At 73.5% G+C, this 25,055-nt stretch carries 21 protein-coding genes and 1 pseudogene; 11 read left to right on the top strand and 11 right to left on the bottom strand.

The annotated features are described in order from the left end of the window. A pseudogene (locus QIS96_RS24990) lies at positions 1 to 339 on the top strand (hypothetical protein); the annotation flags it as partial. 193 nt (positions 340 to 532) lie between these two features. Here the strand turns inward: QIS96_RS24990 and QIS96_RS24985 are convergent. Continuing rightward, positions 533 to 1,021 carry an Lrp/AsnC family transcriptional regulator gene (locus QIS96_RS24985; protein WP_282544978.1) on the bottom strand — a complete coding sequence of 163 codons (489 nt, stop codon included), beginning with the start codon at positions 1,019 to 1,021 and terminating at the stop codon, positions 533 to 535. 172 nt (positions 1,022 to 1,193) lie between these two features. Between QIS96_RS24985 and QIS96_RS24980 the strand changes: the two genes are divergently transcribed. After that, on the top strand, positions 1,194 to 2,633 hold the full coding sequence (locus QIS96_RS24980; protein ID WP_282544977.1) for a pyridoxal phosphate-dependent decarboxylase family protein: 1,440 nt from the start codon (positions 1,194 to 1,196) through the stop codon (positions 2,631 to 2,633). A 484-nt stretch (positions 2,634 to 3,117) separates the two neighbouring features. On the opposite strand, the gene QIS96_RS24975 is transcribed toward QIS96_RS24980, so the two are convergent. Together QIS96_RS24975 and QIS96_RS24970 are read right to left on the bottom strand one after the other, a co-directional pair. After that, complete coding sequence (locus QIS96_RS24975; RefSeq protein WP_282544984.1) at positions 3,118 to 5,259, bottom strand: phage holin family protein; 2,142 nt, start codon at positions 5,257 to 5,259, stop codon at positions 3,118 to 3,120. A gap of 675 nt (positions 5,260 to 5,934) precedes the next feature. After that, on the bottom strand, positions 5,935 to 6,339 hold the full coding sequence (locus QIS96_RS24970; RefSeq protein ID WP_282544976.1) for a hypothetical protein: 405 nt from the start codon (positions 6,337 to 6,339) through the stop codon (positions 5,935 to 5,937). Positions 6,340 to 6,457: 118 nt separating this feature from the next. On the opposite strand from QIS96_RS24970, the gene QIS96_RS24965 reads away from it, so the two are divergent. Further along, positions 6,458 to 7,234 (top strand): MBL fold metallo-hydrolase, encoded by a 777-nt coding sequence (locus QIS96_RS24965; protein WP_282544975.1) that lies wholly within the window; start codon positions 6,458 to 6,460, stop codon positions 7,232 to 7,234. Next, positions 7,231 to 7,854 (top strand): DedA family protein, encoded by a 624-nt coding sequence (locus QIS96_RS24960; protein ID WP_282544974.1) that lies wholly within the window; start codon positions 7,231 to 7,233, stop codon positions 7,852 to 7,854. Before QIS96_RS24965 ends, QIS96_RS24960 begins: the two co-directional genes overlap by 4 nt. Here the strand turns inward: QIS96_RS24960 and QIS96_RS24955 are convergent. From QIS96_RS24955 to QIS96_RS24930, 6 genes are all read right to left on the bottom strand, one after another. Continuing rightward, a complete protein-coding gene (locus tag QIS96_RS24955) occupies positions 7,847 to 8,995 on the bottom strand; it encodes an MBL fold metallo-hydrolase (RefSeq protein WP_282544973.1) in 1,149 nt (382 codons plus the stop codon). The two genes, QIS96_RS24960 and QIS96_RS24955, sit on opposite strands and share 8 nt — an antisense overlap. Further along, positions 8,992 to 10,239, bottom strand: coding sequence for an aminotransferase class I/II-fold pyridoxal phosphate-dependent enzyme (locus QIS96_RS24950; protein WP_282544972.1), 1,248 nt, complete (start codon positions 10,237 to 10,239; stop codon positions 8,992 to 8,994). The genes QIS96_RS24955 and QIS96_RS24950 overlap by 4 nt, the downstream gene beginning before the upstream one ends. 213 nt (positions 10,240 to 10,452) lie before the next feature. Beyond that, positions 10,453 to 11,178 (bottom strand): hypothetical protein, encoded by a 726-nt coding sequence (locus QIS96_RS24945; protein WP_282544971.1) that lies wholly within the window; start codon positions 11,176 to 11,178, stop codon positions 10,453 to 10,455. Positions 11,179 to 11,373: 195 nt separating this feature from the next. Then, complete coding sequence (locus QIS96_RS24940; RefSeq protein ID WP_282544970.1) at positions 11,374 to 12,192, bottom strand: SigB/SigF/SigG family RNA polymerase sigma factor; 819 nt, start codon at positions 12,190 to 12,192, stop codon at positions 11,374 to 11,376. Positions 12,193 to 12,388: 196 nt separating this feature from the next. Continuing rightward, positions 12,389 to 12,961 carry a TIGR03086 family metal-binding protein gene (locus QIS96_RS24935; protein WP_282544969.1) on the bottom strand — a complete coding sequence of 191 codons (573 nt, stop codon included), beginning with the start codon at positions 12,959 to 12,961 and terminating at the stop codon, positions 12,389 to 12,391. Between the two features lie 5 nt (positions 12,962 to 12,966). Further along, the gene (locus QIS96_RS24930; RefSeq protein ID WP_282544968.1) at positions 12,967 to 13,194 is read right to left on the bottom strand and encodes a DUF6158 family protein; all 228 of its coding nucleotides are present in this window, start codon (positions 13,192 to 13,194) and stop codon (positions 12,967 to 12,969) included. A gap of 172 nt (positions 13,195 to 13,366) precedes the next feature. On the opposite strand from QIS96_RS24930, the gene QIS96_RS24925 reads away from it, so the two are divergent. Together QIS96_RS24925 and QIS96_RS24920 are read left to right on the top strand one after the other, a co-directional pair. Continuing rightward, positions 13,367 to 14,227 (top strand): PTS sugar transporter subunit IIA, encoded by an 861-nt coding sequence (locus tag QIS96_RS24925; protein WP_282544967.1) that lies wholly within the window; start codon positions 13,367 to 13,369, stop codon positions 14,225 to 14,227. Positions 14,228 to 14,231: 4 nt separating this feature from the next. Then, complete coding sequence (locus tag QIS96_RS24920) at positions 14,232 to 15,779, top strand: PTS ascorbate transporter subunit IIC (RefSeq protein ID WP_282544966.1); 1,548 nt, start codon at positions 14,232 to 14,234, stop codon at positions 15,777 to 15,779. 279 nt (positions 15,780 to 16,058) lie between these two features. On the opposite strand, the gene QIS96_RS24915 is transcribed toward QIS96_RS24920, so the two are convergent. Then, positions 16,059 to 17,678 (bottom strand): ABC-F family ATP-binding cassette domain-containing protein, encoded by a 1,620-nt coding sequence (locus QIS96_RS24915; RefSeq protein WP_282544965.1) that lies wholly within the window; start codon positions 17,676 to 17,678, stop codon positions 16,059 to 16,061. Positions 17,679 to 17,847: 169 nt separating this feature from the next. Between QIS96_RS24915 and QIS96_RS24910 the strand changes: the two genes are divergently transcribed. The 5 genes from QIS96_RS24910 (at position 17,848) to QIS96_RS24890 (ending at position 22,690) form a co-directional block, all read left to right on the top strand. Further along, the gene (locus QIS96_RS24910) at positions 17,848 to 18,657 is read left to right on the top strand and encodes a class I SAM-dependent methyltransferase (RefSeq protein WP_282544964.1); all 810 of its coding nucleotides are present in this window, start codon (positions 17,848 to 17,850) and stop codon (positions 18,655 to 18,657) included. Between the two features lie 118 nt (positions 18,658 to 18,775). Next, a complete protein-coding gene (locus QIS96_RS24905) occupies positions 18,776 to 19,774 on the top strand; it encodes an ABC transporter substrate-binding protein (RefSeq protein WP_282544963.1) in 999 nt (332 codons plus the stop codon). A 34-nt stretch (positions 19,775 to 19,808) separates the two neighbouring features. Further along, positions 19,809 to 20,615 (top strand): ABC transporter permease, encoded by an 807-nt coding sequence (locus tag QIS96_RS24900; RefSeq protein ID WP_282544962.1) that lies wholly within the window; start codon positions 19,809 to 19,811, stop codon positions 20,613 to 20,615. A gap of 53 nt (positions 20,616 to 20,668) precedes the next feature. After that, a complete protein-coding gene (gene mdlC, locus QIS96_RS24895) occupies positions 20,669 to 22,282 on the top strand; it encodes a benzoylformate decarboxylase (RefSeq protein ID WP_282544961.1) in 1,614 nt (537 codons plus the stop codon). A gap of 54 nt (positions 22,283 to 22,336) precedes the next feature. Continuing rightward, a complete protein-coding gene (locus QIS96_RS24890) occupies positions 22,337 to 22,690 on the top strand; it encodes a VOC family protein (protein ID WP_282544960.1) in 354 nt (117 codons plus the stop codon). A 343-nt stretch (positions 22,691 to 23,033) separates the two neighbouring features. Here the strand turns inward: QIS96_RS24890 and QIS96_RS24885 are convergent, their stop codons facing one another. Continuing rightward, on the bottom strand, positions 23,034 to 24,992 hold the full coding sequence (locus QIS96_RS24885; protein WP_282544959.1) for a DUF5107 domain-containing protein: 1,959 nt from the start codon (positions 24,990 to 24,992) through the stop codon (positions 23,034 to 23,036). Between the last annotated feature and the right edge of the window lie 63 nt (positions 24,993 to 25,055).

The raw sequence follows: 25,055 nt of genomic DNA, 5'->3' as shown, positions 1-25,055 counted from the left end.
AAGCGCGGCACGGCACAGGCACTCTTCTGGACGCCAGGCCAGGGCCTCCTGAGTCGAAACAGCTTCAACCGCTCCGTATGGAAGCCCACGTTGCGGAACCTAGACATCAAGGACGAGGAAGGGAACCTCCCAACGTTCCACGACCTCCGGCACACGTTCATCTCCACCTGCCTCCAAAACGGTATCCCCGAGCACACCGTCGCCGCCTGGGTGGGCGACTCCGTCGAGCAGCTGCGTCGCACGTACAGCCACCTCCTGCGAGACCATGCCGACACCCACGGAGCAACAGCTGCTCGCTTGACTGCGCGGCCGACGCCGCCTGTGCGCGACGCCGCTTGAACTGCGCTCGCCCCAAATGAGCACGGCGCCGCATAACTGGTCGTTTCAGAATGAGTTGAGCTGCGGGTCTGTGACTGAGGGCTTCAGCCGACCATTGAGTACTTCAGTTGGCCACTGTGGCGCTCAGCTTGCTGCTTCATCTTCGGGCCGGGGAATCGCGGTGTTCCTCAAGCGATGAAGCCGTGTCGTCTGGTCATGCACGCGGGGCGGGCCAGGAGTTGAGGGGGAGCGGGCCGCGGTCGATGACGGTGCGGATGCAGAAGGTGCTGCGGGCGTCGCGAACGGGCCCGATGGCCAGGATCTGGTCCGTGAGCACCTTTTCGAAGGTGCGCAGGTCCGGCACGGCGAGTTCGACGAAGAAGTCGGCGTCGCCGGAGACCACGTGGCAGGCGACCACGTGGTCGATCGCCTTCAGTGCTTCTTCGACCACCTGGGCGGTGGTGCGGGAGTGCTCGACCTTGAGGGAGAGGAACACGGTCAGCCCGAGGCCGAGGCGCTCGCGGTCCAGGTCGGCCCGGTAGCCGGCCAGGACCCCGTCCTCCTCCAGTGCCTTGGTGCGGCGCAGGCAGGACGAGGGGGAGAGGCGTACGGCGTCGGCGAGGTCAACGTTGGGGGTGCGTCCGTGGCGCTGGAGGTGGTCCAGGATCGCCCGGTCGATGCGGTCGTACAGGGGGCGTGGCATGAAATGCAGCATATCCGCCACCTCGGCGAACAATCTTGTGCCACGACGCTCTACAGGCACTCACTACACCATCGCATGCTGGGCTCGGCGGCACATTCTGGTCAAGCACGGCGGCCGCGAAGCCTGCCCCGCTGCCGCCTCCGTACCCCTGTCACCGCCCTTGGACTGCCTCATGCACCCCTTCCCCCTGGAACCCGACCGCGCCACGATGACCGAAATGGGCCGTCTCGTCCTGGACCGCGTCGTCGACCGCACCGACAACCTCCCGGCCCGCCCCGCGACCAGCCCCCTGCCCCCGCAGGCCGAGGCCGAGCTCGTGGAGTCCTTCCTGGCACCGCCACCCGACCGGGGCGGCGACCTGAAGGCCCTGCTCGCACGTCTGGACGAGGCCGCCAACTGCGCCCTGGAGACCGCCGGGCCCGGCCACCTGGCGTACATCCCGGGCAGCGGTCTGTACTCGGCCGCGCTCGCCGAGTTCTACAACCGTGCCGTCAACCGCTACGGCGGCCTGGCCTCGGTCGCCCCTGCCCTCGCCGCGCTGGAGGAGAGGGTGATCCGCTGGATGGCCCGCGAGGTGTGCGGCCTCCCGGAGAGCAGCGGCGGCCTGCTGGCCAGCGGCGGCTCGATAGCCACCTTCTCCGCGACGGTCGCCGCCCGCCACCACCGGCTCGGCGAAAATCTCGCCGGCGGCACCGTGTACACCACCGCCTTCGCACACCACTCCGTCGCCAAGGCCGCCCGCCTCGCCGGCATCCGCGCCGCCCACATACGTACCGTGCCGCACACCCCGGACCTGCGGATGGACCCCGAAGCCGCCGCCGCGATGATCCGCGCCGACCGGGACGCCGGGCTGCGGCCCTTCCTGCTGGTGGCCACCGCCGGCACCACCGACACCGGCACCGTCGACCCGCTGCCCCAGCTGGCCGACCTGGCCCGCCGCGAGGACGTGTGGTTCCACATCGACGCGGCCTACGGAGGCTTCTTCCGGCTCACCGCACGCGGCGCACAGCGCCTCGCCGGAATCGAGCAGGCCGACTCGATCACCCTGGACCCGCACAAGACCCTGTTCATGCCGTTCGGCACCGGCGCCCTGGTCGTCCGCGACCTCGCCGCCCTGCACGCCGCGCACGACGGCACCGGCAGCTACCTCCAGGACATGGGGGCGGCGGGGAGCGTCCCGGACTCCGGTCAGCTCGGGCCCGAGCTGACCCACGAGATCCGCGGCCTGCGGGCCTGGCTCCCCCTGCACCTGCACGGAGTGGCCGCCTTCCGCGAGGCTCTGGACGAGAAGCTCGACCTGGCCGCACACGTCCATGACACTCTGTCCCGCGTCGCCGGACTGGAGGTCCCGCAGTGCCCTGACCTGTCCACCGTGATCTTCCGCATCCGCCCCGCCGACGACAGCCGGGCCGCCGCCGAGCGGGCCGACGAGGCGAGCCGCCGACTCCTGGAGCGGATCAACGGCCACCGGCGCATCGTGCTCTCCAGCACGGTCGTCGACAACCGCTACACCCTGCGCGTCTGCGTGGTCTCCCACCGCACCCACCACGACCGCATCACCGAGGCACTCGACATCATCACTGCCGAGGCCAAGCGCCACACCACCACGTAGCGATCTCCAGCCCCTGCGATGCTCAGAGCGGCCCACTGAAGTGCTCAGTCGCAGGCTTGCGCTTGGTGATCTTGGTCGACAGGCTGTCCGGGGTGCGTGCTGATCTTGTTCCTGATGACCTGTGGGAGCGGGTGGCTCCGCTGCTGCCACCCGCTCCCGAGCGGCGGCGCCGCTCGGGACGGTGGCTGAACGCCCGCATCCCATCTGGCTTATCGAAGAGGTACAAGCCTGACGAGGCTCCGTAACCTGCTCTGGCGTCACGGTGGAACCGACAGAAGGCCCAGGCAGAGGCCACTCGTCGCAGGGCAGGCCTCGCTGCCACTGATCTCCGGCCCTACATCCAGGGCTACTTTCGTGGCTACGTACGTAGCCGCACGACCCGGTTTGACCCGGTGCGGAACGGGGTCCATTGACGCCCCCGATTCGGCAAAAGAGGCCCCTGACCAGCATGTTTCCTGGTCAGGGGCCTCTTACTGATGACAAGTCAATCAGTACAGTGGGTTTTGTCCTCCACGGCGCGGTCGTCGGCCGCAAATTGTTCTTCCACGGGTTCAGCCCGGCGCGGATTCTCCGGGCCGCCTCCCGCGTGCGGTTCCGCCGCCAGCGGCACCTGCGGCCCGTCCGCCGCCTCCCGCAGCCAGCGGCGCAGCACCCGGTGCACCTGCTCGGCGCCGATCAGCTCCGCCGCTCCCTCGCCGCCCTCTTCCTGCTTTTCCTGGACGGGCGGCGACAGGGTGTACGGGGAGAGCAGGAAGGGCCGGCCCTGAGCGCCGCCGAGGCCTCCGTGCGAACCGATCTGCTCCTCGAAGGCCAGCACCTCACCGTCGCCGGACGGCTCGTACGAGGAGTTGACCATGATGTCCGCGACGTGCGGGAAGCCGTCCGTGCGGCGCACCGCGGCGACCGCGGCCGGGCCGAACTCCCGCAGCGGGTCCGGGAGTTCCGCCGGATCAGGGTCGTCGGGCAGCTCGTCGAGGCGCAGTTCGGCCCCGCGCGCGCCGAGCACCAGCGGGCCGTGCTCCTCGCTGCGCACGAGCAGGAAGCCGATGCCCGGGTGGTTGGCGAGGGTGGGCAGGAGCCCGGGGCAGCGGCGGTCGATCTGCTCGCGCGTCAGCCGGGTGCGCACGTCGGGGAACGAGACCAGGCCGAGGTTGCCGGAGGCCAGGACGACGGGCTCGGCGCTCTTCGCGGGCCTGCGCTGCTCGCCGCCCTCCTCGACCGGCCGGTGCAGCGCGGCCCGCACGGCGGCGCGCGCCTCCGCGCCGCTGTGGGTGCGCCGGGCGCGGCGCGGCACGGGCAGCCCGCAGCCGGCCCGCACCAGGTCGCCGAGGGTCAGCCCGTACCGGGCGCGGAACGTCTCGCCGGGGCTCTGGCCGTGGTCGGACAGGACCACGATGCGGTACGGGCGCGGCGCGTGCTCGGCGACCTTGGCGAGCAGCGCGAGCGCCCGGTCGAGGCGGACGAGGACCTGCTCGACGTCCCGGCCGCGCGGCCCGGAGTGGTGCGCCACCTCGTCGTACGCGACCAGGTCGGCGTAGACGGCGCTGCGCCCGGCGAGCATGTCGCCGATCACCGCGGCGACGACGACGTCCCGCTCGACGACGGTCGCGAAGGCCCGGACGAACGGGTAGAGGCCGCCGCGGCTCACCCGCGGCCGGGCGCGGGCCAGCCGGGCGCGGGTGGACTGGGCGAGCTCGCGGAGCACTTCGGCGACGAAGGACATCGCGGTGCGGACGGCGTTCGCCGGGTCGGAGAAGTACGCGAAGTACCCGGCGCGGGAGCGGTTGGCGCGGCCGCGGCGGGCCGAGACGGACAGGACCAGGGCGAGCTGGTCGGCGCCGCCGCTGAAGAGGTTGCCGCGGCTCGCGCCGTCGACGGTGAGCAGGCCCGCGTCCCCGGTGCGGGCGACGGCGCGGCGCTGCAGCTCGGCGGCGCTCGCGGGCCGGTTGCAGACCATGACCTCGCCGGTGTCCTTCTCGTACCAGCGGAAGGCGGGGATGTCGTGGTTGCTGCCGTGCAGGATGCCGAGCTGGCTGGCGCCGGTCTGGCTGGACCAGTCGGTGCGCCAGGGGGTGAGGCGGTGGGTGGGGCCGGTGCCGGGGTGTTCGCCCTCGCCGAGCCAGCTCGCGACGGTCGGCATCAGGCCCTTGGCGACGGCGTCCCGCAGCACGTCGTGGCCGACGCCGTCGAACTGCAGGAAGAGGGTGCCGGGGGTGCGTGGCCCGGCGACCGCCACGTCCCTGCGGCGGCGCCGGTCGGCGAGGCGGTAGAGCCTGCGGCGGTACGCGGTGTCGTCGCGGACGGCGAGCGCGGTGGACGCGGCCGAGGCGACGGCGGACATCACGGCGGCGACGACCACGGCGGTCTGCGGGTCGGACTCGCCGCGCCCGTCCGGGATCAGGCTGAGCGCGACAAGCAGCAGGGAGCCGTTGAGGAAGAACACGAGGAGCCCGAGGACCAGGGCGGGCACGAGGAGCAGCGCGCGGACGATCAGCGGCCAGACGAGTGCGGTGAGCAGGCCGAAGACGCCCGCGCCGATGGCCGCGGTGATGCCGATGCGGGTGGCGCTGTCGCCGCTCTCCGACTGCAGCCGGAAGTCCGGGAGGAGGCCGGCGAGGATCAGCATCGTGACGGTGCTGATGGCCCAGACGGCGCCGATGCGCCATGCGGCCCGCCCGGTCTGGCGCCACTTGCTCTCGGCCACGTCCACCTCACGTCCCGGGCCCCTTGCGCCGGGCCCGGTCCCAGCCTGCCACGGCCGCCCCACCCTGGGGCTCCGCCCCAGACCCCGCATCGCGCTGACGCGCTCGTCCTCAAGCGCCGGACGGGCTGTCTTTGCTCCCCACCCCGCCCCTTCCCGAAAGACTGCCGTCGGCTACGGGGGCTCCGCCCCCGGCCCCCCGCTCCTCAAACGCCGGAGGGGCTGATTTCCCAGCCCCTACAAGGGAACGGGGAACTACGCGATTTCCAGCCCCCTTCAGGGGCGCGGGGAACTGCGCGACCAACCACGACGGCGCAGCAGACAAACAACCCCCGGGGCGCGGGGCAAAGCCCCGGATAGGGGCGCGAGGAACTGCGCGACCAACCACGACGGCGGGGCAGACAAACAACCCCCGCGGGCGCGGGGCAAAGCCCCGGATAGGGGCGCGGGGAACTGCGCGACCAGCCACGACGGCGCAGCAGACAAACGACGGCCGGGGCCGGGGCGAAGCCCCGAAGCGGGGTCCGGGGGCGGCAGACCCGGACGGGGTCCGGGGGCGGCAGACCCGGACGGGGTTCGGGGGCGGAGGTCCCGGAGGGGTCAGCAGCCGTCGTAGCCGGCCGTCGGCATCGACAACCGCCGATGCACCTGCGCCTTCATCCCCGCGTCGTACAACGGCTCGTCAAGCCCCGCCGTCTCAAGCCGCACCCCCCGCCGCGCGCACTCCCGCACGAACTCGTCCACCGAGGCCAGCGCCCGCTCGAGGACCCTGCGGCTCGGCGCGACGAACAGGTCCACGAGGCCCGCCTCGACGTCCGCCCACAGGCTCTGATGATCCGTGCGCAGCCGGTGCACGAGCAGTTCACGTGTCACCACGTACCCCCGCTCCGCGGCCCAGCGCGCGCACATCGCGTACTGGCTGCGGGAGTCCACGAGGAACGGGTCCTGGTCCAGCTCCTCCAGCGGGGTCAGGCTGGCGATGGACGCCACCCTCAGCTCACCCATGCCCGTCCCCTCCCGCGCTCCTCCGCTCAAGGCTGCGCTCCGTCGCCGACCCTACTACTCGCCGTAGGCTCGTAGGAGTTCCGTGCGAGGGCGCAAGAGGGCGCAGAGGAGGCCGTTCGTGCCGGTGGAGATCACCTGGTGGGGCCATGCCACGTGCACGGTCGAGGACTCGGGCGTGCGGGTCCTGACCGATCCGCTGTTCGCGCGGCGCCTCGCGCATCTGCGCCGCCGCCGCGGGGAGCTGCCGGGACCGCGCGCGCGGAGCGCCGACCTCGCGCTCGTCTCGCATCTGCACGCCGACCACCTGCACCTGCCGTCGCTGGCCCAACTCGCCTCCGGCACCCGCCTGTTGGTGCCGCGCGGCGCCCGGGACGCGGTGCCGGGCCTGCGCCGCCTGACCGGCCTCGACATCACGGAGGTCGCACCGGGCGACGAGGTGTCGGTCGAAAAAGGTCTGACGGTACGTGCGGTGCCCGCGCTGCACGACGGGCGGCGGCTGCCGATCGGCCCGCACCGCTGTCCGGCGCTCGGCTTCGTGGTGACCGGCGAGGCGCGCACGTACTTCGCCGGGGACACCGGCCTGTTCGACTCGCTCGCCGAGGAGGTGGGCGAGGTCGACGTGGCGCTGCTCCCGGTCGGCGGCTGGGGCCCGTACCTCGGGCACGGCCATCTGGACGCGGGGCGCGCGGCGGTCGCCCTGGCCCGGATCGCGCCGCGCTCGGCGGTGCCGGTTCACTACGGCACGTACTGGCCGATCGGCATGGACGCGGTCCGGCCGCACGAATTCCACGCGCCCGGCGACGAGTTCGCCCGGCAGGCGGCCCTGCTGGCCCCGGAGGTCGCGGTGCACCGGCTCGGGCACGGCGAGAGCGTACGCCCGGAGGTCGCCAAGTGAGCGCAGGCCTACGGGCGTTGGAGCTCGCGGCGCAGGTGCCGCCGGAGTCGACGCAGCAGGCGGTGGGCTATCCGTCGCTGTTCCTGCTCGTGGTGATCGGCGCGCTGGTGCCGGTGGTGCCGACGGGGGCCCTGGTGAGTTCGGCGGCCGTGGTGGCGTTCCATCACTCGGCGCCGCTGTCGCTGCTGTTCGTGTTCCTGGTGGCGTCGAGCGCGGCGTTCCTCGGGGACGTCGGCCTGTACTGCCTCGGGCAGCGCGGCCTGCGCTCGAAGAACGGCTCGCGCTGGCTGCGCGCGCTGCGCGACCGGGCGCCGGAGGAGCGGCTCGCGCAGGCCCAGGAGAAGCTGGACGCGCACGGGGTGACCGTTCTGGTCCTGTCCCGGCTCGTGCCGGCCGGGCGGATCCCGGTGATGCTGGCCTGCCTTCTCGCGAAGCTGCCGCTGCGGCGGTTCGTACGGGGGAACGCGCCGGCGTGCCTCGCCTGGGCGGCGACGTACCAGGTGATCGGGGTGCTCGGCGGGTCCCTGTTTCCCGAGCCGTGGCAGGGCGTGGTGGCCGCGGTCGGGTTGACCCTCCTGGTCGGTGTCGCGCCTGCGGTGTGGCGGCGGGTCTTCAGGTAGACGCCGCTGCCGGGCCGGTGCTGTCCCCGGACCGGCTGGGCACGCCGCTCAGCACCCGCGAGGCGCCCACCGGCAGGTCCCACAGGTACTCCCTCCTGTGCCCCGCCTTCGCCCAGGCCCGACGGACCCGCTTCAGCGGTTCGAGCACCGGCTCGGCGGAGAGCAGGAACGTGGCCCAGTGCATCGGGGCCAGGCGGGTCGCGCCGAGGTCGGTGACCGCGCGCACCGCCTCCTCCGGGTCGCAGTGGACGTCGCTGAGCCACCAGCGCGGGTCGTACGCGCCGATCGGCAGGAGCGCCAGGTCGATGCCGGGGTGGCGGCGGCCGATCTCGGCGAACCAGTGGCCGTAGCCCGTGTCGCCGGCGAAGTACAGCTTGCGGTCGGCCCGGTCGGTGAGGACCCAACCGCCCCACAGGGAGCGGCAGGTGTCGGTGAGGGTGCGCTTGGACCAGTGGTGGGCTGGCACGAACTCGAAGCGGACGCTGCCGAGTTGGGCCGCCTCCCACCAGTCGAGCTCGGTCACGCAGCTGAAGCGGCGGCGCCGGAACCAGCGGCCGAGACCTGCCGGGACGAACAGCGGCGTCTCGCGCGGCAGCCGCTTCAGGGTGGGGGCGTCCAGGTGGTCGTAGTGGTTGTGGCTGATGACGACCGCGTCGATGCGGGGCAGCGCCGACCAGGCCACGCCCGCCGGGGTGATGCGCGGCGGGATGCCGAGGATGCGGCGCGACCAGACCGGGTCGGTGAGCACGGTCAGGCCGCCGATGCCGACGACCCAGCTGGCGTGCCCGACCCAGGTCACGGCGAGGTCGGTCGCGGTGGGCCGGGGCAGCGGTCCCGGTTCGAAGGGCAGCAGGGGGATGTCGGCGAGGCCCGCCGCGTCCGGCCGGGTCGCGCCCTCGCGGGCGAAGCGGGCGAGGGCCTGCACGCCGGGCAGCGGCGCGGTCAGCCGGTCCGCGAAGCTCCTCGGCCAGCTGCGCTCCTCACCGAGCGGCCGCAGGGGCTGCGGGGACTGCAGCAACTGCTGGGGCTGCAGCGGCCCCGGGGCGCGGTCGGGCTCGGAGGTCGGCGCGGGTGCGGGTGCGGGTGCGGGTCGGGAGTGTGTGGGGCGAGAGGTCGTCGACTCGGACTGCTGCTGCGTCATCGAGGCGGCTCCATTCGTGGGGCGGCGTCCCGGACCGCGTCCAGGGCCGATCCGAACATGCTCAACGCTGCCTGTACGTGCGGCAATTCGAGCGGCTCCGGTGCGGTGAGCGACTCCAGCCGCTCCGCGGGCGTACGGCCGAGCAGCGGGGCGAGGGAGAGCCGGGCGCGCAGGGCCGCCAGGTCGTCGCCGAAGCGGTGGCCGCCGGGGGCCCGGACGCCGAGGGCCTGGGTGAGGCGGTCCTCCAGCTCCATCGCGTCGCCGACCCCGGCCCGCGCGAGCCCGGCCCGCAGCGGTTCCAGGTCGACGTACAGGTGCCGCCCGGCCTGCGGCGGGCGCGCGAACACGCCTGCGTCCCGGACCAGTCGGTACGCGGCGGCCGCCACGCGCGCGTGCAGCGCGACGGCGGCGGCGCGGCGGGCGGTGACCTCCTCTGGTTCGGCGAGCGCGTACGCGGCGGCCGCCGACACCGGGGCGGCGACGACCGCGCCGAGTCCGGTGAGCGCGTCCAGGGCGCGGGCGCGCAGCTCGGCGCCGTCGGCGGTATGCGGGAAGCGGGCGACGGCGGCGGGCCAGTCGCCCGGCAGCAGTCCGCCCGCGAGGTCGGAGACGACGGTGACGTGGTCCGGGGCCATCTCGGCGGGGCTGATGAGGACCGTGTCGCGCGGGTCGTGCAGGGTGTCGCGCCAGGTCTCGTCGGAGACGATGTGCAGCCCCTCGCCGAGCGCCGCCTCCACGGTCTCGTGCAGCACTTCGGGCGGGGCCACGGTCGCCGTCGGGTCGTCGGCGACGCTGAGCAGCAGCAGCCGCGGCCCGCCGCCCTCGTCGCGCACCCGCCGTACCGTTTCGAGCAGCGCGTACGGGTCGGGGACGCCGCCGGACTCGGCGGGCGTGGCCACGGAGTAGGTGCGCCGGCCGACGAGCCGCGCGGCGGGCGCCCACCAGGCGGGGCACGGCCGGGGCAGCAGCACGTCACCGGCGAGCGCGGCGGTCACGGCGAGCAGCAGCGGGGCCGCGCCGGGGGCCGCCGCGGTGCGGTCGGGTTCGGTGGGCAGTCCGCGGCGCCCCCAGTAGCCGCTCGCCGCCGCCCGCAACGCACTTGATCCGCCCGGCAGTTCGACCGGCCCGCGCGCCGCCGCCGTGGCCAGGACCTCCGCGAGGCGGGGCAGCACGGGCAGGCCAGGCTCGGGGGCGGGCGGCGCGTAACGGACGGGTCCGTGGCCCTCAGGGTCGGTCCGCCGCATGCCGGCCTCCGCGAAGTCGTGGCCCCCGTGCGCCGGGGCGGTCCCTGCGTTCCGTGCGTACGTCCATACGTACCGCCGTCCGCGCCTCGCCGCAGCGCGGGGTGGCGCGCTCCTGCCGCCGCTCGTCGTATGCATGCCCGGGACGGGGCGGGTGATACGGGCGGGGTGCGGACTGCCGTTCCGGGCGCGGTCCTGGCGGGTCCTGGCGGGGTGTCAGTCCTGTGCGGGCTCGTTCCGGCGGCGGGTGCGGTAGTACGCGTAGCCGAGGGCCCCGGCGATGAGGACGCCGCCGGTCAGCACGGTGGTCGTGGATTCCGTGAAGCTGCCGCCGATGCCGCCGCGTACGGGCCCGTTGTGGTGGGTGCGGGAGACGGTGAAGCTCGCGCTCCACTGGCCGTCGTGCGGGCAGGCCCCGTCGACGGTCCACTCCGACATGGAGCCGACGCCGTTGGGGCCGTTCCCGCCGAAGCCGCTGGTGTCGGCGATGCGGGCGGTGCCTCGGTAGGCGGGGCCGACGCCGGGCATCGAGGCGTTCTCGACCTTGTGCAGGCGCACGCTGCCGTCGGCGAAGGCCTGCGAGTTCGCGGCGATGCTGGGGGGCGCGGGGGTGGATCCGGTCGACGGGCAGGAGACGGAGATCGTCAGGGTGCCGCCGGGCGCGACGGTGCGCGGGCTGACCTCGGCGGCGGTCTCCCCCGCTAGGAGGCGGCTGGCAGTTCCAGTGCGGTGCCCGCGGTGTTCGGTGCGTGCTCTCGGCGTGCCGGACGAAGGTCCTCGTAGCGGAGCTACTTGGGCCTTTGGCTGGTGCGGCGAGAGTGCGTGCCGGGCGCCGTGGGTGCTGTGCTGGGTCTGCCAGCCACCTCCTGGGGCTGCGGGGGCGGCGCCGGCGAGGGCCGCGCAGGCCAGCGCGGTCGCGGCGAACGCTCGGGCGGTACGCATGGGTGGGCTCCTTCGGGCAGGGTGCCGCTGGTGCCAGGCCGCCAGACCTGGGGCGCAGGGACCCGCGCCGTGGAGCCATGGAAACCTGACCGTTCCTCAACCGCCCGTGCGCGAGCACCATTCGGGCGCAGGGGGCGGCCGCACGGGTGAGGAACGCGTCCTGCCTGCGGGTTCCGCTTCAGAGGCCCCAGGGGGTCAGGCCGCCTGCCGGTCCGTCCGGTCGCGGAGGCGGGTGCAGCAGCGGGTGATCAGCCGGGAGACGTGCATCTGGGAGATGCCGAGCTGCTCGGCGATCCGGCTCTGCGTCATGTCGTCGAAGAACCGCATGTACAGGATGTCCCGCTCCCGCTCGGGCAGGCGGCGCAGCTCGGGTTTGACGGCCTCGCGGTCCACGACGACGTCGAGCGCCGGGTCCTCGGAGCCGATCGCGTCGCCGAGGACGTGGCCGTCCTCGCTGCCGGACAGCTCCGCGTCGAGGGAGAGCGCGCTGTGGCTCTCCAGGGCCTCGAGGCCGGTGCGGGCCTCGTCCTCGCTCAGGCCGGCCCGCTCGGCGACCTCCGCGAGGGCGGGGGCCCGGCCGGGGACGGTCTGGGTGAGTTCCTGGCGGGCGGACCGTACGCGGTTGCGCAGGTCCTGGACGCGGCGCGGCACGTGCAGGGTCCAGGTGTGGTCGCGGAAGTGCCGTTTGATCTCGCCGGTGACGGTGGGCACGGCGTAGCTCTCGAAGGCGGAGCCGTGCGCCGGGTCGTACCGGTCGACGGCCTTGACGAGGCCGAGGGCGGCGACCTGGCGCAGGTCGTCGTACGGCTCCCCGCGGTCCCGGAAGCGGCCGGCAAGCCGGTCGGCCATGGGCAGCCAGGCGTTCACGAGGTCCGCGCGCAGCCGCTCCCGCTCGGCCTCGTCCGTGCGCGACGGGTCGGGGAGCGCTTCGAGTTCGCTGAGCCTGCGGAAGTCCGCGGAAGTGTCGGGGGCGTCGTCGTGCGGGTGCTGCTTCACCGCTGTGGTGGGGCGCATACGTGCTGCAACTCCCTGGTCGGTGCGGGTTCTCGGGCTGTTCGACCGTTCACCGTGGGGCGGCCGGCGCCTGCGCGGGGGTCACTGCACCCGGGGCGCCGGGGGGCTTCTCCCTGGGGCTCCCACGGACATGCCTCCGGTCCGAAGCACACGCTGCGCATGCCCGAGCCCCCGCCCGACAAACAGGGGTGGTCCGCTACGGCCGGCGGCCGAGGAGGCAGAGGAGTTTCGTCTGCACGTCCGCGCCCGGCGGGGGTTCCACCGGGGGTGCGAAGAGGCCGCTCTTCGCGAGCTCCGCGGCGTACGGGGAGACCTCGCGGACCGCGAAGTCGACCAGGGTGCGCGGGAGTTGTTCGTCGGCGCCGATCCCGCGGGCCAGGTCCCAGGCGTGCACGACCAGGTCCGTGACCATCTGGCCGCAGTAGTGGGCGGCGGGGCTCGGGCCGTACGAGAGGTGGACGGTGCCGTCGAGGGCGCCGGGCTCGGCGAACGCGGCGCGGGCGGCGTCGGCGGCCTTGTCCCAGGTGGCGACGGGGTCCGAGCCGAGCACGTCGCCGTCGTAGGCGGTGCCGACGGAGGCGATGGTGGCGCCGCGCACGAGGTGCGGCACCCAGAGCTGCTCGGCGGTGAGGTGGTTGACGAGGTCGCGGACCGACCAGTCGGTGCAGGGGGTGTCCGCGTCCCACTGGTCGGCGGCGATCCGGTGGACTCGGTCGCCGAACGCGTCCAGGGCCTCGGCGTGCCGGGCGAGCAGTGTGCTGTGCGTCATGGCGGTCATTCTTCCCTCGCTCGGGCGCCGTCGCGCGTGCGCGCTGCGGCGATGGGTCGGTCCGGGTGGCGGCGCAGATACTCGTTCTCCAGCGCGGTCTGCCGCTGGGTGTGGGCCGTGAGGGCCTCGTCGGAGGCGTGCAGGAGCGTGTCGTGGCGGGTGTTGTGCAGCGTCTGCAGTTCCCGCAGCAGCGTCCGGTCGTCGAGCTGTGCGGGGTCCACTCCGGGGGTCATGGCCGTCTCCTTCGGGGCGTCGGGCGCGGTACCCGTGGTGCCTACTTCCACGGGTACCCGGGGCGGGGCGATCACGCACGGCGGGGACCGCCGGGGCGCGCCTTGCGCCCTGCCCGCACGGGTCCCGTCCGAGGGGGCGCTCGATCCGCTCACCCGTGCGACGATCCGGTGCATGGCTGAGCTGAGTGAGCTGCTTCCCGTGGAGGCGGTACGGCTCGACGTCCGCGCGGCCGACTGGCGGGGCGCGGTGCGTGCCGCGGGCGACCTGTTGGCGGCTACGGGCGCGGGCACCGAGGCGTACACCACAGAGATGATCGACAACCTCGTGGCGAACGGCCCGTACATCGTGGTCGCCCCCGGCTTCGCCTTCGCGCACGCGCGGCCCTCGCGCGCGGTACTGCGGACCGGGATGGCGTGGGTGCGGCTCGCGGAGCCGGTGGAGTTCGGGCACGCGGCGAACGACCCGGTCGACCTGGTCGTGGGGCTCGCCGCGCGGGACGCGAGCGAGCACACGGCGGCGCTGGCGGCGCTCGCGCGGCTGCTCGGCGACCCGGCGACGGCGGCCGCGCTGCGTGCGGCGCGTACGCCGGAGGAGCTGATCGCGGTGGTCGGCGGGGGCGGGACCAAGTACGAGACGCGCACGCAGACGCAGACGCACAAGATCCTCACCGTCTGCGGCAACGGCCTCGGCACCAGCCTGTTCCTGAAGAACACCCTGGAGCAGGTGCTCGACCGCTGGGGCTGGACCCCGTACGTGACCGTCGAGGCCACGGACACGATCTCCGCCAAGGGCAAGGCGTCCGAGGCGGTCGCGATCCTCACCTCGGGGGAGATCGCCCGCACCCTCGGGGACGTGGGCGTACCGGTGAAGGTGGTGGCGGACTTCACGTCCACGGGCGAGGTCGACGGGGTGCTGCGGGACACGTACGACGTGAGCGGTACGGACGGGTCCGGCGCGGTCGCCACCGGCTCCGGCGGGACCGGCCGCGACATGACCGGCTCTGGTATGACCGGCTCCGGCGGGAGTGAGTGACGGCGTGGACGTGCTCGTGTCGATCGCGAAGTTCCTCGTCGACGAGATCCTCAGCGAACCGGCGTATCTGATCGGCCTGATCACCGCGGCCGGCCTGATCGCCCTGCGGAAGTCGGCGGGGCAGGTCGTCGGCGGCGCCATCAAGGCCACCCTCGGCTTTCTGCTGATCGGCGCGGGCGCGGGCCTGGTCGTCAGCTCGCTCGCGCCGCTCGGCGAGATGATCCAGGGCTCTACGGGCGCACACGGCGTGATCCCCACCAACGAGGCCATCGTCGGCATCGCGCAGGCCGAGTACGGCGCGCGGGTGGCGTGGCTGATGATCCTCGGCTTCGCGGTGAGCCTGCTGCTCGCGCGGTTCACGCCGCTGCGGTACGCGTTTCTGACTGGGCATCACATGCTGTTCATGGCAACCCTGTTGACCATGGTCCTGGCCGCCGCCGGGCACAACTCGGTGGTCGTGGTGGTCGTCGGCGGTGTGCTGCTCGGCATCATGCTGGTCGCGATGCCGGCGTTCGCGCACCCGTGGACGAAGCGCGTGACCGGCAACAACACCGTGGCGATCGGGCACTTCGGCACCGCCGGGTACATCGCGGCGGGCGCGGCCGGGCAGTTGGTGGGCAGGCGGAGCCGGTCCACGGAGGACATGAAGCTGCCGGAGGGGCTGCGGTTCCTGCGCGACTCGATGGTGGCCACGGCCCTGTCGATGCTGCTGATCTATCTCGTCATGGCGGTCGTGTTCCTGCTGAAGGCGGGCCGGGAGACCGCGTTCAAGGCCTTCGCGGGCGACGGCGGCACCGCGGCCACGGACGTCGGCAACTATCTGATGCAGTCCGTGATGCAGGGCCTGCAGTTCGGCATCGCGGTCGCCGTGATCCTCTTCGGCGTCCGTACGATCCTCGGCGAGCTGGTCCCCGCGTTCCAGGGCATCGCGCAGCGGGTCGTGCCGGGTGCGGTGCCGTCGTTGGACGCGCCGATCGTCTTCCCGTACGCGCAGAACGCGGTGCTCATCGGGTTCGTCTGCAGCTTCCTCGGCGGGCTGGTCGGGCTTGGGCTGCTGTCGGCGGTGTTCCACCCGGCGTTCGGGCTCGCGCTCGTACTGCCGGGGCTCGTGCCGCACTTCTTCACGGGCGGCGCGGCCGGGGTGTTCGGCAACGCGACGGGCGGGCGGCGCGGGGCGGTGGTCGGAGCGTTCCTGAACGGTGTGCTGATCACGTTCCTGCCGGCGCTGCTGCTGAAGGTGCTCGGGGCGTTCGGGGAGGAGAACACGACGTTCGGCGACGCGGACTTCGGGTGGTTCGGGTCGCTGGTCGGCAATGCGGCGAAGGGGGGATCGGTCGGTGGGGTGGTGCTGATGCTGCTGCTCGGGCTCGCGGTGCTGGGGGCGGCGGTCGTGGTGCAGCGGCGGGTGGTGGATGCGGGGTGGGTGCCGGGGGCGGGGCGCGACGTTCCGCGTGCGGCGCCGGACGAAGGGGTGCCCCCTTCAACCTCCCGCCCGTACGCGAGGCTCGCCCCGCCTACGGGCGCCCCGAAGCCCCCGCCTCCCCCGGAGTAGGCCGCGCCTGCGGCGCCTTTTGTTCCCCGCCCCGCCCCTTCCCGAAAGCCTCCGGCGGTGTCGTTTCGGGTGCGGCGCCATCGTGGTTGCTCGCGCAGTTCCCCGCGCCCTTGACGGGGCCCGATGGGGGCGCGGGGAACTGCGCGACCAGCCACAACGGCGCGGCAGACGAACGACGACCGGGGATCCGGGGCGGAGCCCCGCAAGTGGGGGCCCGGGGGCGGCAGCCCCCGGAGCTGTCCGCTGAGGACTTTCGGGAAGGGGCGGGGTGGGGAAAGGTCAGCGTTGGCGGTCGACGCGGCGTTCGTCCCACACCGGCTCCGGCGCCTCCCGCACCCGCCCGTCCGAGCCGAACACCAGGTACCGGTCGAAGGCGCGGGCGAACCACCGGTCGTGGGTGACCGCGAGGACCGTGCCCTGGAAGGATTCGAGGCCCTCCTGAAGCGCCTCCGCCGACTCCAGGTCGAGGTTGTCCGTCGGCTCGTCGAGGAGCAGCGCCGTGCAGCCGGCCAGTTCGAGGAGCAGGATCTGGAAGCGGGCCTGCTGGCCGCCGGAGAGCCGCTCGAAGGCCTGCTCGGCCTGGGCGGTCAGCTCGTACCGCCGCAGTCGGGACATCGCCGCCCCTCGGTCCTGGGCGTGTTCGCGCCACAGGATGTCGAGGAGGGTGCGCCCGAACAGCTCCGGGTGGGCGTGGGTCTGCGCGAAGTGGCCGGGCACGACGCGCGCGCCGAGCTTCCACTCCCCCGTGTGCGCGACGCCCTCCCCGGCGAGCAGCCGCAGGAAGTGGGACTTGCCGGAGCCGTTGGAGCCGAGGACGGCGACGCGTTCGCCGTAGAAGACCTCCAGGTCGAACGGCTTCATCAGGCCGGCGAGTTCGAGGCCCGCGCAGGTGACCGCGCGCACCCCCGTACGACCGCCGTGCAGGCGCATCGTGATGTCCTGCTCGCGGGGCGGCTCGGGCGGCGGCCCGGCTTCCTCGAACTTACGGAGGCGGGTCTGTGCGGCCGCGTACCGGGACGCCATCTCGTGGCTGACGGCGGCGGCCTGGCGGAGGTTGATCACCAGCTTCTTCAGCTGGGCGTGCTTCTCGTCCCAGCGGCGGCGCAGTTCCTCGAAGCGGGCGAAGCGTTCGCGCCGCGCCTCGTGGTACGTGCCGAAGCCGCCGCCGTGCACCCAGGCGTCGGCGCCCGCGGGGCCCGGTTCGACGCTGACGATCTTCTGCGCGGCGCGGGCGAGGAGTTCGCGGTCGTGGGAGACGAAGAGGATCGTTTTGCGGGTCTCGTTGAGCTTCTCCTCCAGCCAGCGCTTGCCGGGGACGTCGAGGTAGTTGTCGGGCTCGTCGAGGAGGAGGACCTCGTCCGTGCCGCGCAGGAGCGACTCCAGGACGAGGCGCTTCTGCTCGCCGCCGCTGAGGGTGCGCACCTCGCGGAACTGGGCCTTCTCGTAGGGCACGCCGAGGGCGGCCGTGGTGCACATGTCCCAGACGGTCTCGGCCTCGTACCCCTGCACCTCGGCCCAGTCGGAGAGGGCCTGTGCGTACTGGAGCTGGGCGGCCTCGTCGTCGACGGTCATGATGGCGTGCTCGGCGGCGTCGACGGCCTTCGCGGCCTCCCGGATGCGCGGCGGGGCGACGGAGACGAGCAGGTCGCGGACGGTGGTCTCGTCGCGCACCGAGCCCACGAACTGCGGCATGACGCCGAGGCCGCCGGTGACGTTGACGGCGCCGCCGTGCGGCTTGAGCTCGCCGGAGAGCAGCCTGAGCAGGGTCGTCTTGCCGGCGCCGTTCGGCCCGACGAGGGCGACGACCGCCCCCTCACCGACCCGGAACGAGACGTCGCCGAGCAGCGTGCGCCCGTCGGGGAGGTGGTACTCGAGGTGTGCGGCTTCCAGATGACCCATGGTTCCGCATTCTCGACGGGCGGCGGCGAGCAGGGCAAACCCGTTTCCGCCCCGAGCAGTACGTCCACATTGCGAGACGATGGGTCTCATTATTCGACATGATCGCGTACGGTGCTGCCACCGCCTCCGGGCCACCGCGGCCCGGACCGTCGAGTGAGGAGACCGCGCCATGCCCAAGGAGACCGCCGTCTACACCCACGGGCACCACGCGTCCGTGCTGCGCTCGCACACCTGGCGGACCGCCGCCAACTCCGCCGCGTATCTGCTCGGCGAACTCAAGCCGCACATGAAGATCCTGGACGTCGGCTGCGGGCCCGGCACCATCACCGCCGACCTGGCCGCACTGGTCCCCGACGGCCGGGTCACCGGGGTCGACGCGGCCCCCGACATCCTCGACCGGGCGCGGGCCACCGCGGCCGAACGCGGCCTGGACAACGTGGAGTTCGCGGTCGCGGACGTGCACGCCCTGGACTTCCCCGACGACACGTTCTGCGTGGCCCACGCGCACCAGGTGCTGCAGCACGTCGGCGACCCGGTGCAGGCGCTGCGCGAGCTGCGGCGCGTGGTGAAGCCCGGCGGGATCGTCGCCGTACGCGACTCCGATTACGCGGCGATGACCTGGTTCCCGTCCACCCCGGGCCTGGACGACTGGCGCGAGCTGTACGAGCGGGTGGCGCGCGCCAACGGCGGCGAGCCGGACGCGGGCCGCAGGCTCAAGTCCTGGGCCCTGGCCGCCGGGTTGACGAACGTGACGGCGTCGTCCTCGACGTGGACGTTCAGCACCGAGGAGGAGCGCGCCTGGTGGAGCGGCCTGTGGGCCGAGCGCACCACGGACTCCGCGTACGCCCGCCGCGCCACCGAGCGCGGCCACGCGGACGAGGCCGCCCTCGCCGCGATCGCGCAGGCGTGGCGCGAGTGGGGCGCGCGGGAGGACGGCTGGTTCTCGGTGCTGCACGGGGAAGTGCTCTGCCGGGTGTGAGGCCGCGTGGGGCCGCGAGGGGGCCGCGTGGGGCCGTGTGAGGCCCCCGCCGCCTTCGACACGCGGGCCGGAAACAGCCTCTGGAAGTTGATTCAGGGAGCAACTAGCCTCGCCGACCATGCAGGCTCAACTGGGTTCGATCCGGGGAAAGTTGACCGCCTCGACGGCCGCGCTGGCCGGGCTCGCACTGCTGGCCGCCGGGTGTTCCGGGGACGCGGACGGGAGATCCGGCGGCCGGGCGGGCGGCCTGGAGAAGACCACCGTCACCGTCGCCGCACTGCCCCTCGTGGACGTGGCGCCGCTGCACATCGCGCTCCAGCGGAAGCTCTTCGAGAAAGAGGGCCTGACCGTACGGATCAAGCCCGTACAGCAGTCCGTACAGGCCCTGCCCGCGCTCGCCAACGGGCAGCTCGACATCATCGCCGGCGCCAACTACGTCACGTTCCTGCAGGCCAGGGAGAAGGGCACCCTCGAACCGCGGATCCTCGCCGAGGGCGCCACGCTCTCGCCCGGCATGATGGACGTCGTCGTGCCGAAGGACTCGCCCGTGAAGTCCGCAGCCGACCTCAAGGGCCGGTCGGTCGCGGTGAACATCCTCAACAACATCCAGTCGCTGACCTTCGACGCGGTGCTCGCCGAGGACGAGGCGGGCCCGGTGAAGTACCGGCAGATCCCCTTCCCGCAGATGGGCGTCGCCCTGGAGGAGAAGCAGGTGGACGCCGCACACGTCGTGGAGCCCTTCCTGACCGACGTGAAGAAGAAGATCGGCGCGCGCGTCGTCGCCGAGGGCGGCGCTTCCCCCGTCGAGGGCCTGCCGATCAGCGGGTACGTCAGCACCGACACGTTCGCCGAGAAGAACCCGCGGACCGCCGCCGCCTTCCGGCGCGCCGTCCGCACGGCGCAGGCGCTCGCCGAGCGGGACCGGGCCGCCGTCGACGCGGTCCTGCCCGGGTATGCGCGCATCTCGCCCGAGCGCGCCCGCGCGTTGACGCTGCCCGGCTTCCCCGACGGCTCCGATCCGCGCCGGATGCGGAAGCTGATCGACCTGATGGTGCGGGAGAAACTCCTCAAGGAGGCGGTCGACCCGGCCGAGTTGATGCGCGTCGGCGGCCGGTGACAGGCGCCTCGAAAAAGTGATGACACAGGGTGACATGAAAAAAGCAGGGCCCCCCGGCGCCCTGCCCGGCCTCTTCCGCTGGGGCGTCCTCGTCCTGGCCGTCCTCGCCTGGCAGTTGACGGCCGGCGGGCACGGCAGCGTGTTCTTCCCACCGCCCTCGGCCATCGCCGCGCACATGCACGGCCTGTGGTTCGACGGGCCCGTCACGCACGCCTTCCTCACCGAGGCGGCCGTCGGCGACATCCTGCCGAGCGTCGCCAGGATGGGCGCCGGATTCCTGCTCGCCGCCTCCCTCGGCGTCCTCCTCGGCCTGGCCCTCGGCCGCTCCGCGTACGCGCACGCCGCGCTCGACCCGGTGCTCCAGTTCGCCCGCGCGGTGCCGCCGCCCGCGCTCGTGCCGGTGTTCGTGGTGTTCCTGGAGTTCGGTACGCAGATGCAGGTGACGTCCATCGTGTTCAGCGCCGTCTGGCCGGTGCTCATCAACACGGCGGAAGGGGCGCGGGCCGTGGACCCGGTGCAGCTGGAGACGGCCCGGGTGTACGGCCTCAGCGGTCCGCAGCGGGTCCGGTTCCTGCTGCTCCCCGCCGCACTGCCGAAGATCTCCGCGGGCCTCAGGCTCGCGCTCTCCCTCTCCCTGATCCTGATGGTCTTCTCCGAGCTGCTGCCCGGCACCGCGAACGGCATCGGCTTCCAGCTCACCGACGCGCAGAGCCGCTCCGACCTGCTCACCGTCTGGTCGGTGATCGTGCTCCTCGGCGTCCTCGGCTACCTCTGCAACGCGGCGCTGCTCGGCGTGGAACGGCGCCTGCTCGGCTGGCACAAGGGCGCACGGGCCGGCTGACACCCCCTTCCCCGACCCACCCCAACCCGCCCTCGAAGCAAAGGAGTTGCCCGGTGACCGCACCGATGACCCCGCCGACGACCACCGTGCGCGAAGCGGTACTCGACCTGTGCCGGCGCACCGGCATGACGACGGTGTTCGGCAACCCCGGCTCCACGGAACTGCGCCTGCTGCGCGACTGGCCCGGAGACTTCCGCTACGTCCTCGCCCTGCAGGAGTCCCTGGCCGTCGCCATGGCCGCCGGGCACGCGCTCGGCACCGGCCGGGCGGCGCTCGTGAACCTGCACTCGGCGGGCGGGGTCGGGCACAGCCTCGGCGCGGTGTTCAACGCGTACCGCGACCGGGTGCCGGTGGTGATCGTCGCGGGCCAGCAGTCCCGTTCGCTCCTTCCGCTGCACCCGTTCCTCGGCGCCGACGAACCCGCCGAGTTCCCCCGCCCGTACGTGAAGTGGAGCCGCCAGCCCGAGCGCGCCGAGGACGTGCCGGCCGCGCTCGCCGAGGCGCACCGGGCGGCGATGACGCATCCGCGCGGGCCGGTGTTCCTGTCCGTGCCGGAGGACGACTGGGACGCGCCCGCCGAGCCGGTGACGCCGCGCACCGTGCACGGCGGATTCACGGCCTCACCTGACGCACTCGCCGAACTCGCCGCCCGCCTCGACGCATGCGCCCGGCCCGCGCTCGTGGTGGGGCCCGGGGTGGACGACGAGGACGCCCTCGACGCGGTGGTGGCGCTCGCCGAGCGGACCCGCGCCGGGGTGTGGATCAGCCCGATGTCGGGCCGCTCCGGCTTCCCCGAGACGCACCCCCTGTTCCAGGGCTTCCTGCCGCCGGTGCGTGGGCAGTTGGCGGACCGGCTCGCCGGACACGACGTGGTGGTGGCGCTCGGCGCGCCCCTCTTCACGTACCACGTGAGCGGTACGGGGCCGCTGCTCGCCGACGGCTGCGAACTGTTCCACCTGGACTGCGACCCGGCCCAGGCGGCATGGCTGCCGGTCGGCACCAGCATCCTGACGACGCTGCGGGCGGGCGTCGAAGGGCTCACCGCGCTGCTGAAACCGGCCACCCGGACCGCGCCTCCCCCGCGCCCGCAGGTCTCGCGGGCCGCACCGACCGAGCCGCCGTCGGCCGCGTACGTCCTGGACGCCCTGGCCGAACTCCTGCCCCCGGAGCGGGTGTTGGTGGAGGAGGCACCCAGCCATCGCGAGGCGCTGCACGCGCGGGTGCCGATCCGGCGGGCCGGCGCGTTCCTCACCACGGGCAGCGGCGCGCTCGGCTGGGGCCTGCCCCTCGCGGTCGGCCGCGCCCTCGCCGGGGACGGCCGGGTGGTGTGCGTGGTGGGCGACGGCTCGACGATGTACTCGGTGCAGGCGGTCTGGACGGCGGTACGGCATCGGGCGCCCGTGACCTTCGTGGTGCTCGACAACGGGGGCTACGAGGCGGTCAAGGAACTCGGCCGCCGCCTCGGCGCGGAGCGGGTGCCCGGCACCGACATCGGCGGCATCGACTTCCCCGCCCTCGCCACGTCCTTCGGCTGCCCGGCGACGGACGTGGAGTCCCCGGAACAGCTGCGCCCCGAACTGCTCCGCGCCCTGGAACCGGCGGGCGGCGGGCCGGTGCTCGTCCGGGTCCGGGTGCGACGGGAGGGCGCGGCGGCGTACAGCGAGTGAGCTTTCCGCTCGAAACGATCACAGGCGTGGGCGTCGCCAACTACCCTTCCGCGTATGGAGATCCTGGGAACCACGCTGCGCATCTGCGTCGATGACCTGGACGCCGCCGTCGCGTTCTACGAGCAGCTGACCGGCGTCGCGGCGCAGCGGTCCGACCGTGGCGGGGTGTCCGTCGCCGCAGTGGGCTGCTTCCTCCTGATGAGCGGGCCCGCGGCGGAGCTGGAGGTGCTGCGGAAGGTCACGGCCACGGTCGCCGTGCCGGACGTCGACGAGGCCCAGCAGGTCCTCACCGCCTCCGGCGCGCGCGTCGTCGCGGGCCCCGTCGCCACCCCGGTGGGCCGCAACCTCATCGCCCTCCACCCGGACGGAGCAATCTTCGAATACGCGGACCGCCGCCCGGCGTCCTGACGGGACATTCTCCCCTCCCCGCCCCTTCCCGAAAGACTGCCGTCGGCACGGGGGCCAGCCCCCGGACCCCCGCTCCTCAAACGCCGGAGGGGCTGGATTTGGCGGGCGTGGGTCTGCTTTGGCGGGCGTAGGGCTGATTTGGCGGGCGTGGGGCTGGATTTGGTGCGGCGTGGGGCTGATTTGGTGGGGCGTGGGGCTGTATTTGCCGGGGTGGGCGGGTTTTTAAGGGGCGCGGGGAACTGCGCGACCAGCCACGACGGCGGGAAAGCCAAAAGACAGCGGGGCCCGGGGCGCAGCCCCGAAGCTGCTGCAAGCTTTCGGGAAGGGGCGGGTAGGGGAAAACTCATGGGCGCATGCGGAAGTCGTACCGCGCAGGCAGCGGCGCATCCGTGACCCGCACCCACACCTCCCCCAACACCTCCGCCCCCTCCCGCAACTCCGCCACCTCGAACCCGACGTCGAAAACGCCCCGCGCACCCACCAAGTCGCCCTCCTCAACGAGGAGTTGAGCCAGAAGCAAGCGGAAGCGGCCCCGCTTCCGGATCGACGGGTCCAAGCGGTCGAAGACCGTACGGGCCACGGCAGGCCGGCCCACGGCGAGCAACGCCTCGATCGCCTCGCGCGCCAGCGCGACCGTCGCCGCCGTCCAGGCCGACGTCGACGCCCGCTCCGCGCACAACCCGTCGAACGCCTCGGCGTACCGGTCCGCGGCCCGCGACAGGTGTCCGGACTCCCGGTCCGCGACGGCGAGGCACCGCAGCAACGGCCAAGCCGAGACCGCGCGTTCGAGCCCGCGCTCCCAACTGCGCACGGCCTGCGCGCGGTCCCCGGCGTGCCACTGGGCGACGCCCAGGTGGTATTCGGTGGCCGGGTCGGCGGGCGCGGTCTCCAGCATGTCCCGCCAGGCCCGGTCGACCAGAGACGGGCCGGGCGGCGCGGCGGCGCAACGCGCCGCCGGGTACGCGCCCGCGCGCAACAGCTCCAGCCACGGCTCCTGTTCGGGCCCGAGCGTCGCCGCGTCGAAGGGCGTGCCCGGCAACAACTTCCCTCCCATGCGCAGGAGTTCGAGCGCACCCCAGCCCGAGCCGACGGCGAGACGCTCGCCGGGCTCGGTGTCGGCGCGGTCCAGCCACGCCCCGTACGCGTCCTCGACGGCCGCGCGCGGCAGGGCGGCGGCGAGGCGAGCGGCGACCTCCGCGCGGGCCGCCGTCCAGTCCGCGCCGTGCACGCGCGCAGCGTCGGCGGCCAGCGGCCCGTACGCCTCCAGCCAGCTGAAGTCGCTCTCCGCCTCCAGTTTCACGTGCTCCAGCTGGGTGCGGGCGAGGCCCGCCTGGATCTCGGCGTAGCCGCCCGTGCCGGGTTCGGTGAGCCAGTCCTGCCAGCGGCGGCCACCCGTGCCCGTGCCCCACAGGAACAGCTTGCGGCCGCGCAGCAGGTCGGTGGAGGTCTGCACGAGGCCGTGCCCGTCCCCGTCGAGTGCGGCGATCCAGCGGCGCTCGCCGTCCGGCACCTCGTAGAAGTAGTCCGCCGGGTGTGTGCCGTGCCGCGGGTACGAGCGGTCCACCCCGTCGGACACCGGCGCGGGCACCCGGCGCAGGGTGTGCTCGTACCCGAAGTGCCAGGCCTCGTCGGCCGGTACGAGGACACGGCGCTCCTCGGGGACGGCGATGTTGGACCACCAGTAGGCGGGCGCGGGCCGCTCGTGCGGGTTGCGGATACGGACCCCGACGTACAGGAAGTCCGAGCCGTCCGGCAGCCACAGGTCGACCTGGAAGGGCAGGCCGCGCAGCCGTTCCCACTCCCACAGGCGGAGCATCGGCGTGCCGTCGGGGCCGGGCACGGGCGCGGCGTACACGGGTGCGCAGGAGAGCGCGGTGTGGCCGGTGGCGCCGATGTTCCACTCGATGCCGCCGGAGAACCAGGCGCCGTTGAGGGCGAAGCCCGCGGGCTGGAACACCGGGTTGCGGTAGAGGAGTTCGCGGCCGGTCGGCTTGTGGCACAGCGAGTGGACGCGGCCGCCGAGCCCCGGCAGGACGGTGACGCGCAGCCGGTCGTTCTCCAGGACGAGGGTGTCGAGGGTCGTGTCGGCCCGGTCGCGCCCGTACCCGTCGAGCAGGCGGGCGGGCAGCACGCTGCGCAGCGGCTCGTAGCCGATCTGGCGGGCCATGTCGCGGGGCAGGGTAGCGCGGGCGCGTTCGTCGACGGTGTGCGTCTCGCGCAGCGGGCGCAGCGCGGGCAGCGGGTTCTCCGGGCCCAACTCGACGCCGGGCAAGGTGAGTTCGTCGCGTCGGATCGTCGTCACCCGACCATGGAACAGGCTGCGGCGTCGGTACGCCAGCACATCCTCAACCCGGCCGCCCTGGCC

It is taken from the genome of Streptomyces cavernicola (assembly GCF_029968035.1).
Lineage (GTDB): Bacteria > Actinomycetota > Actinomycetes > Streptomycetales > Streptomycetaceae > Streptomyces > Streptomyces cavernicola.
This window is presented reverse-complemented; position numbering and strand designations above follow the sequence as displayed.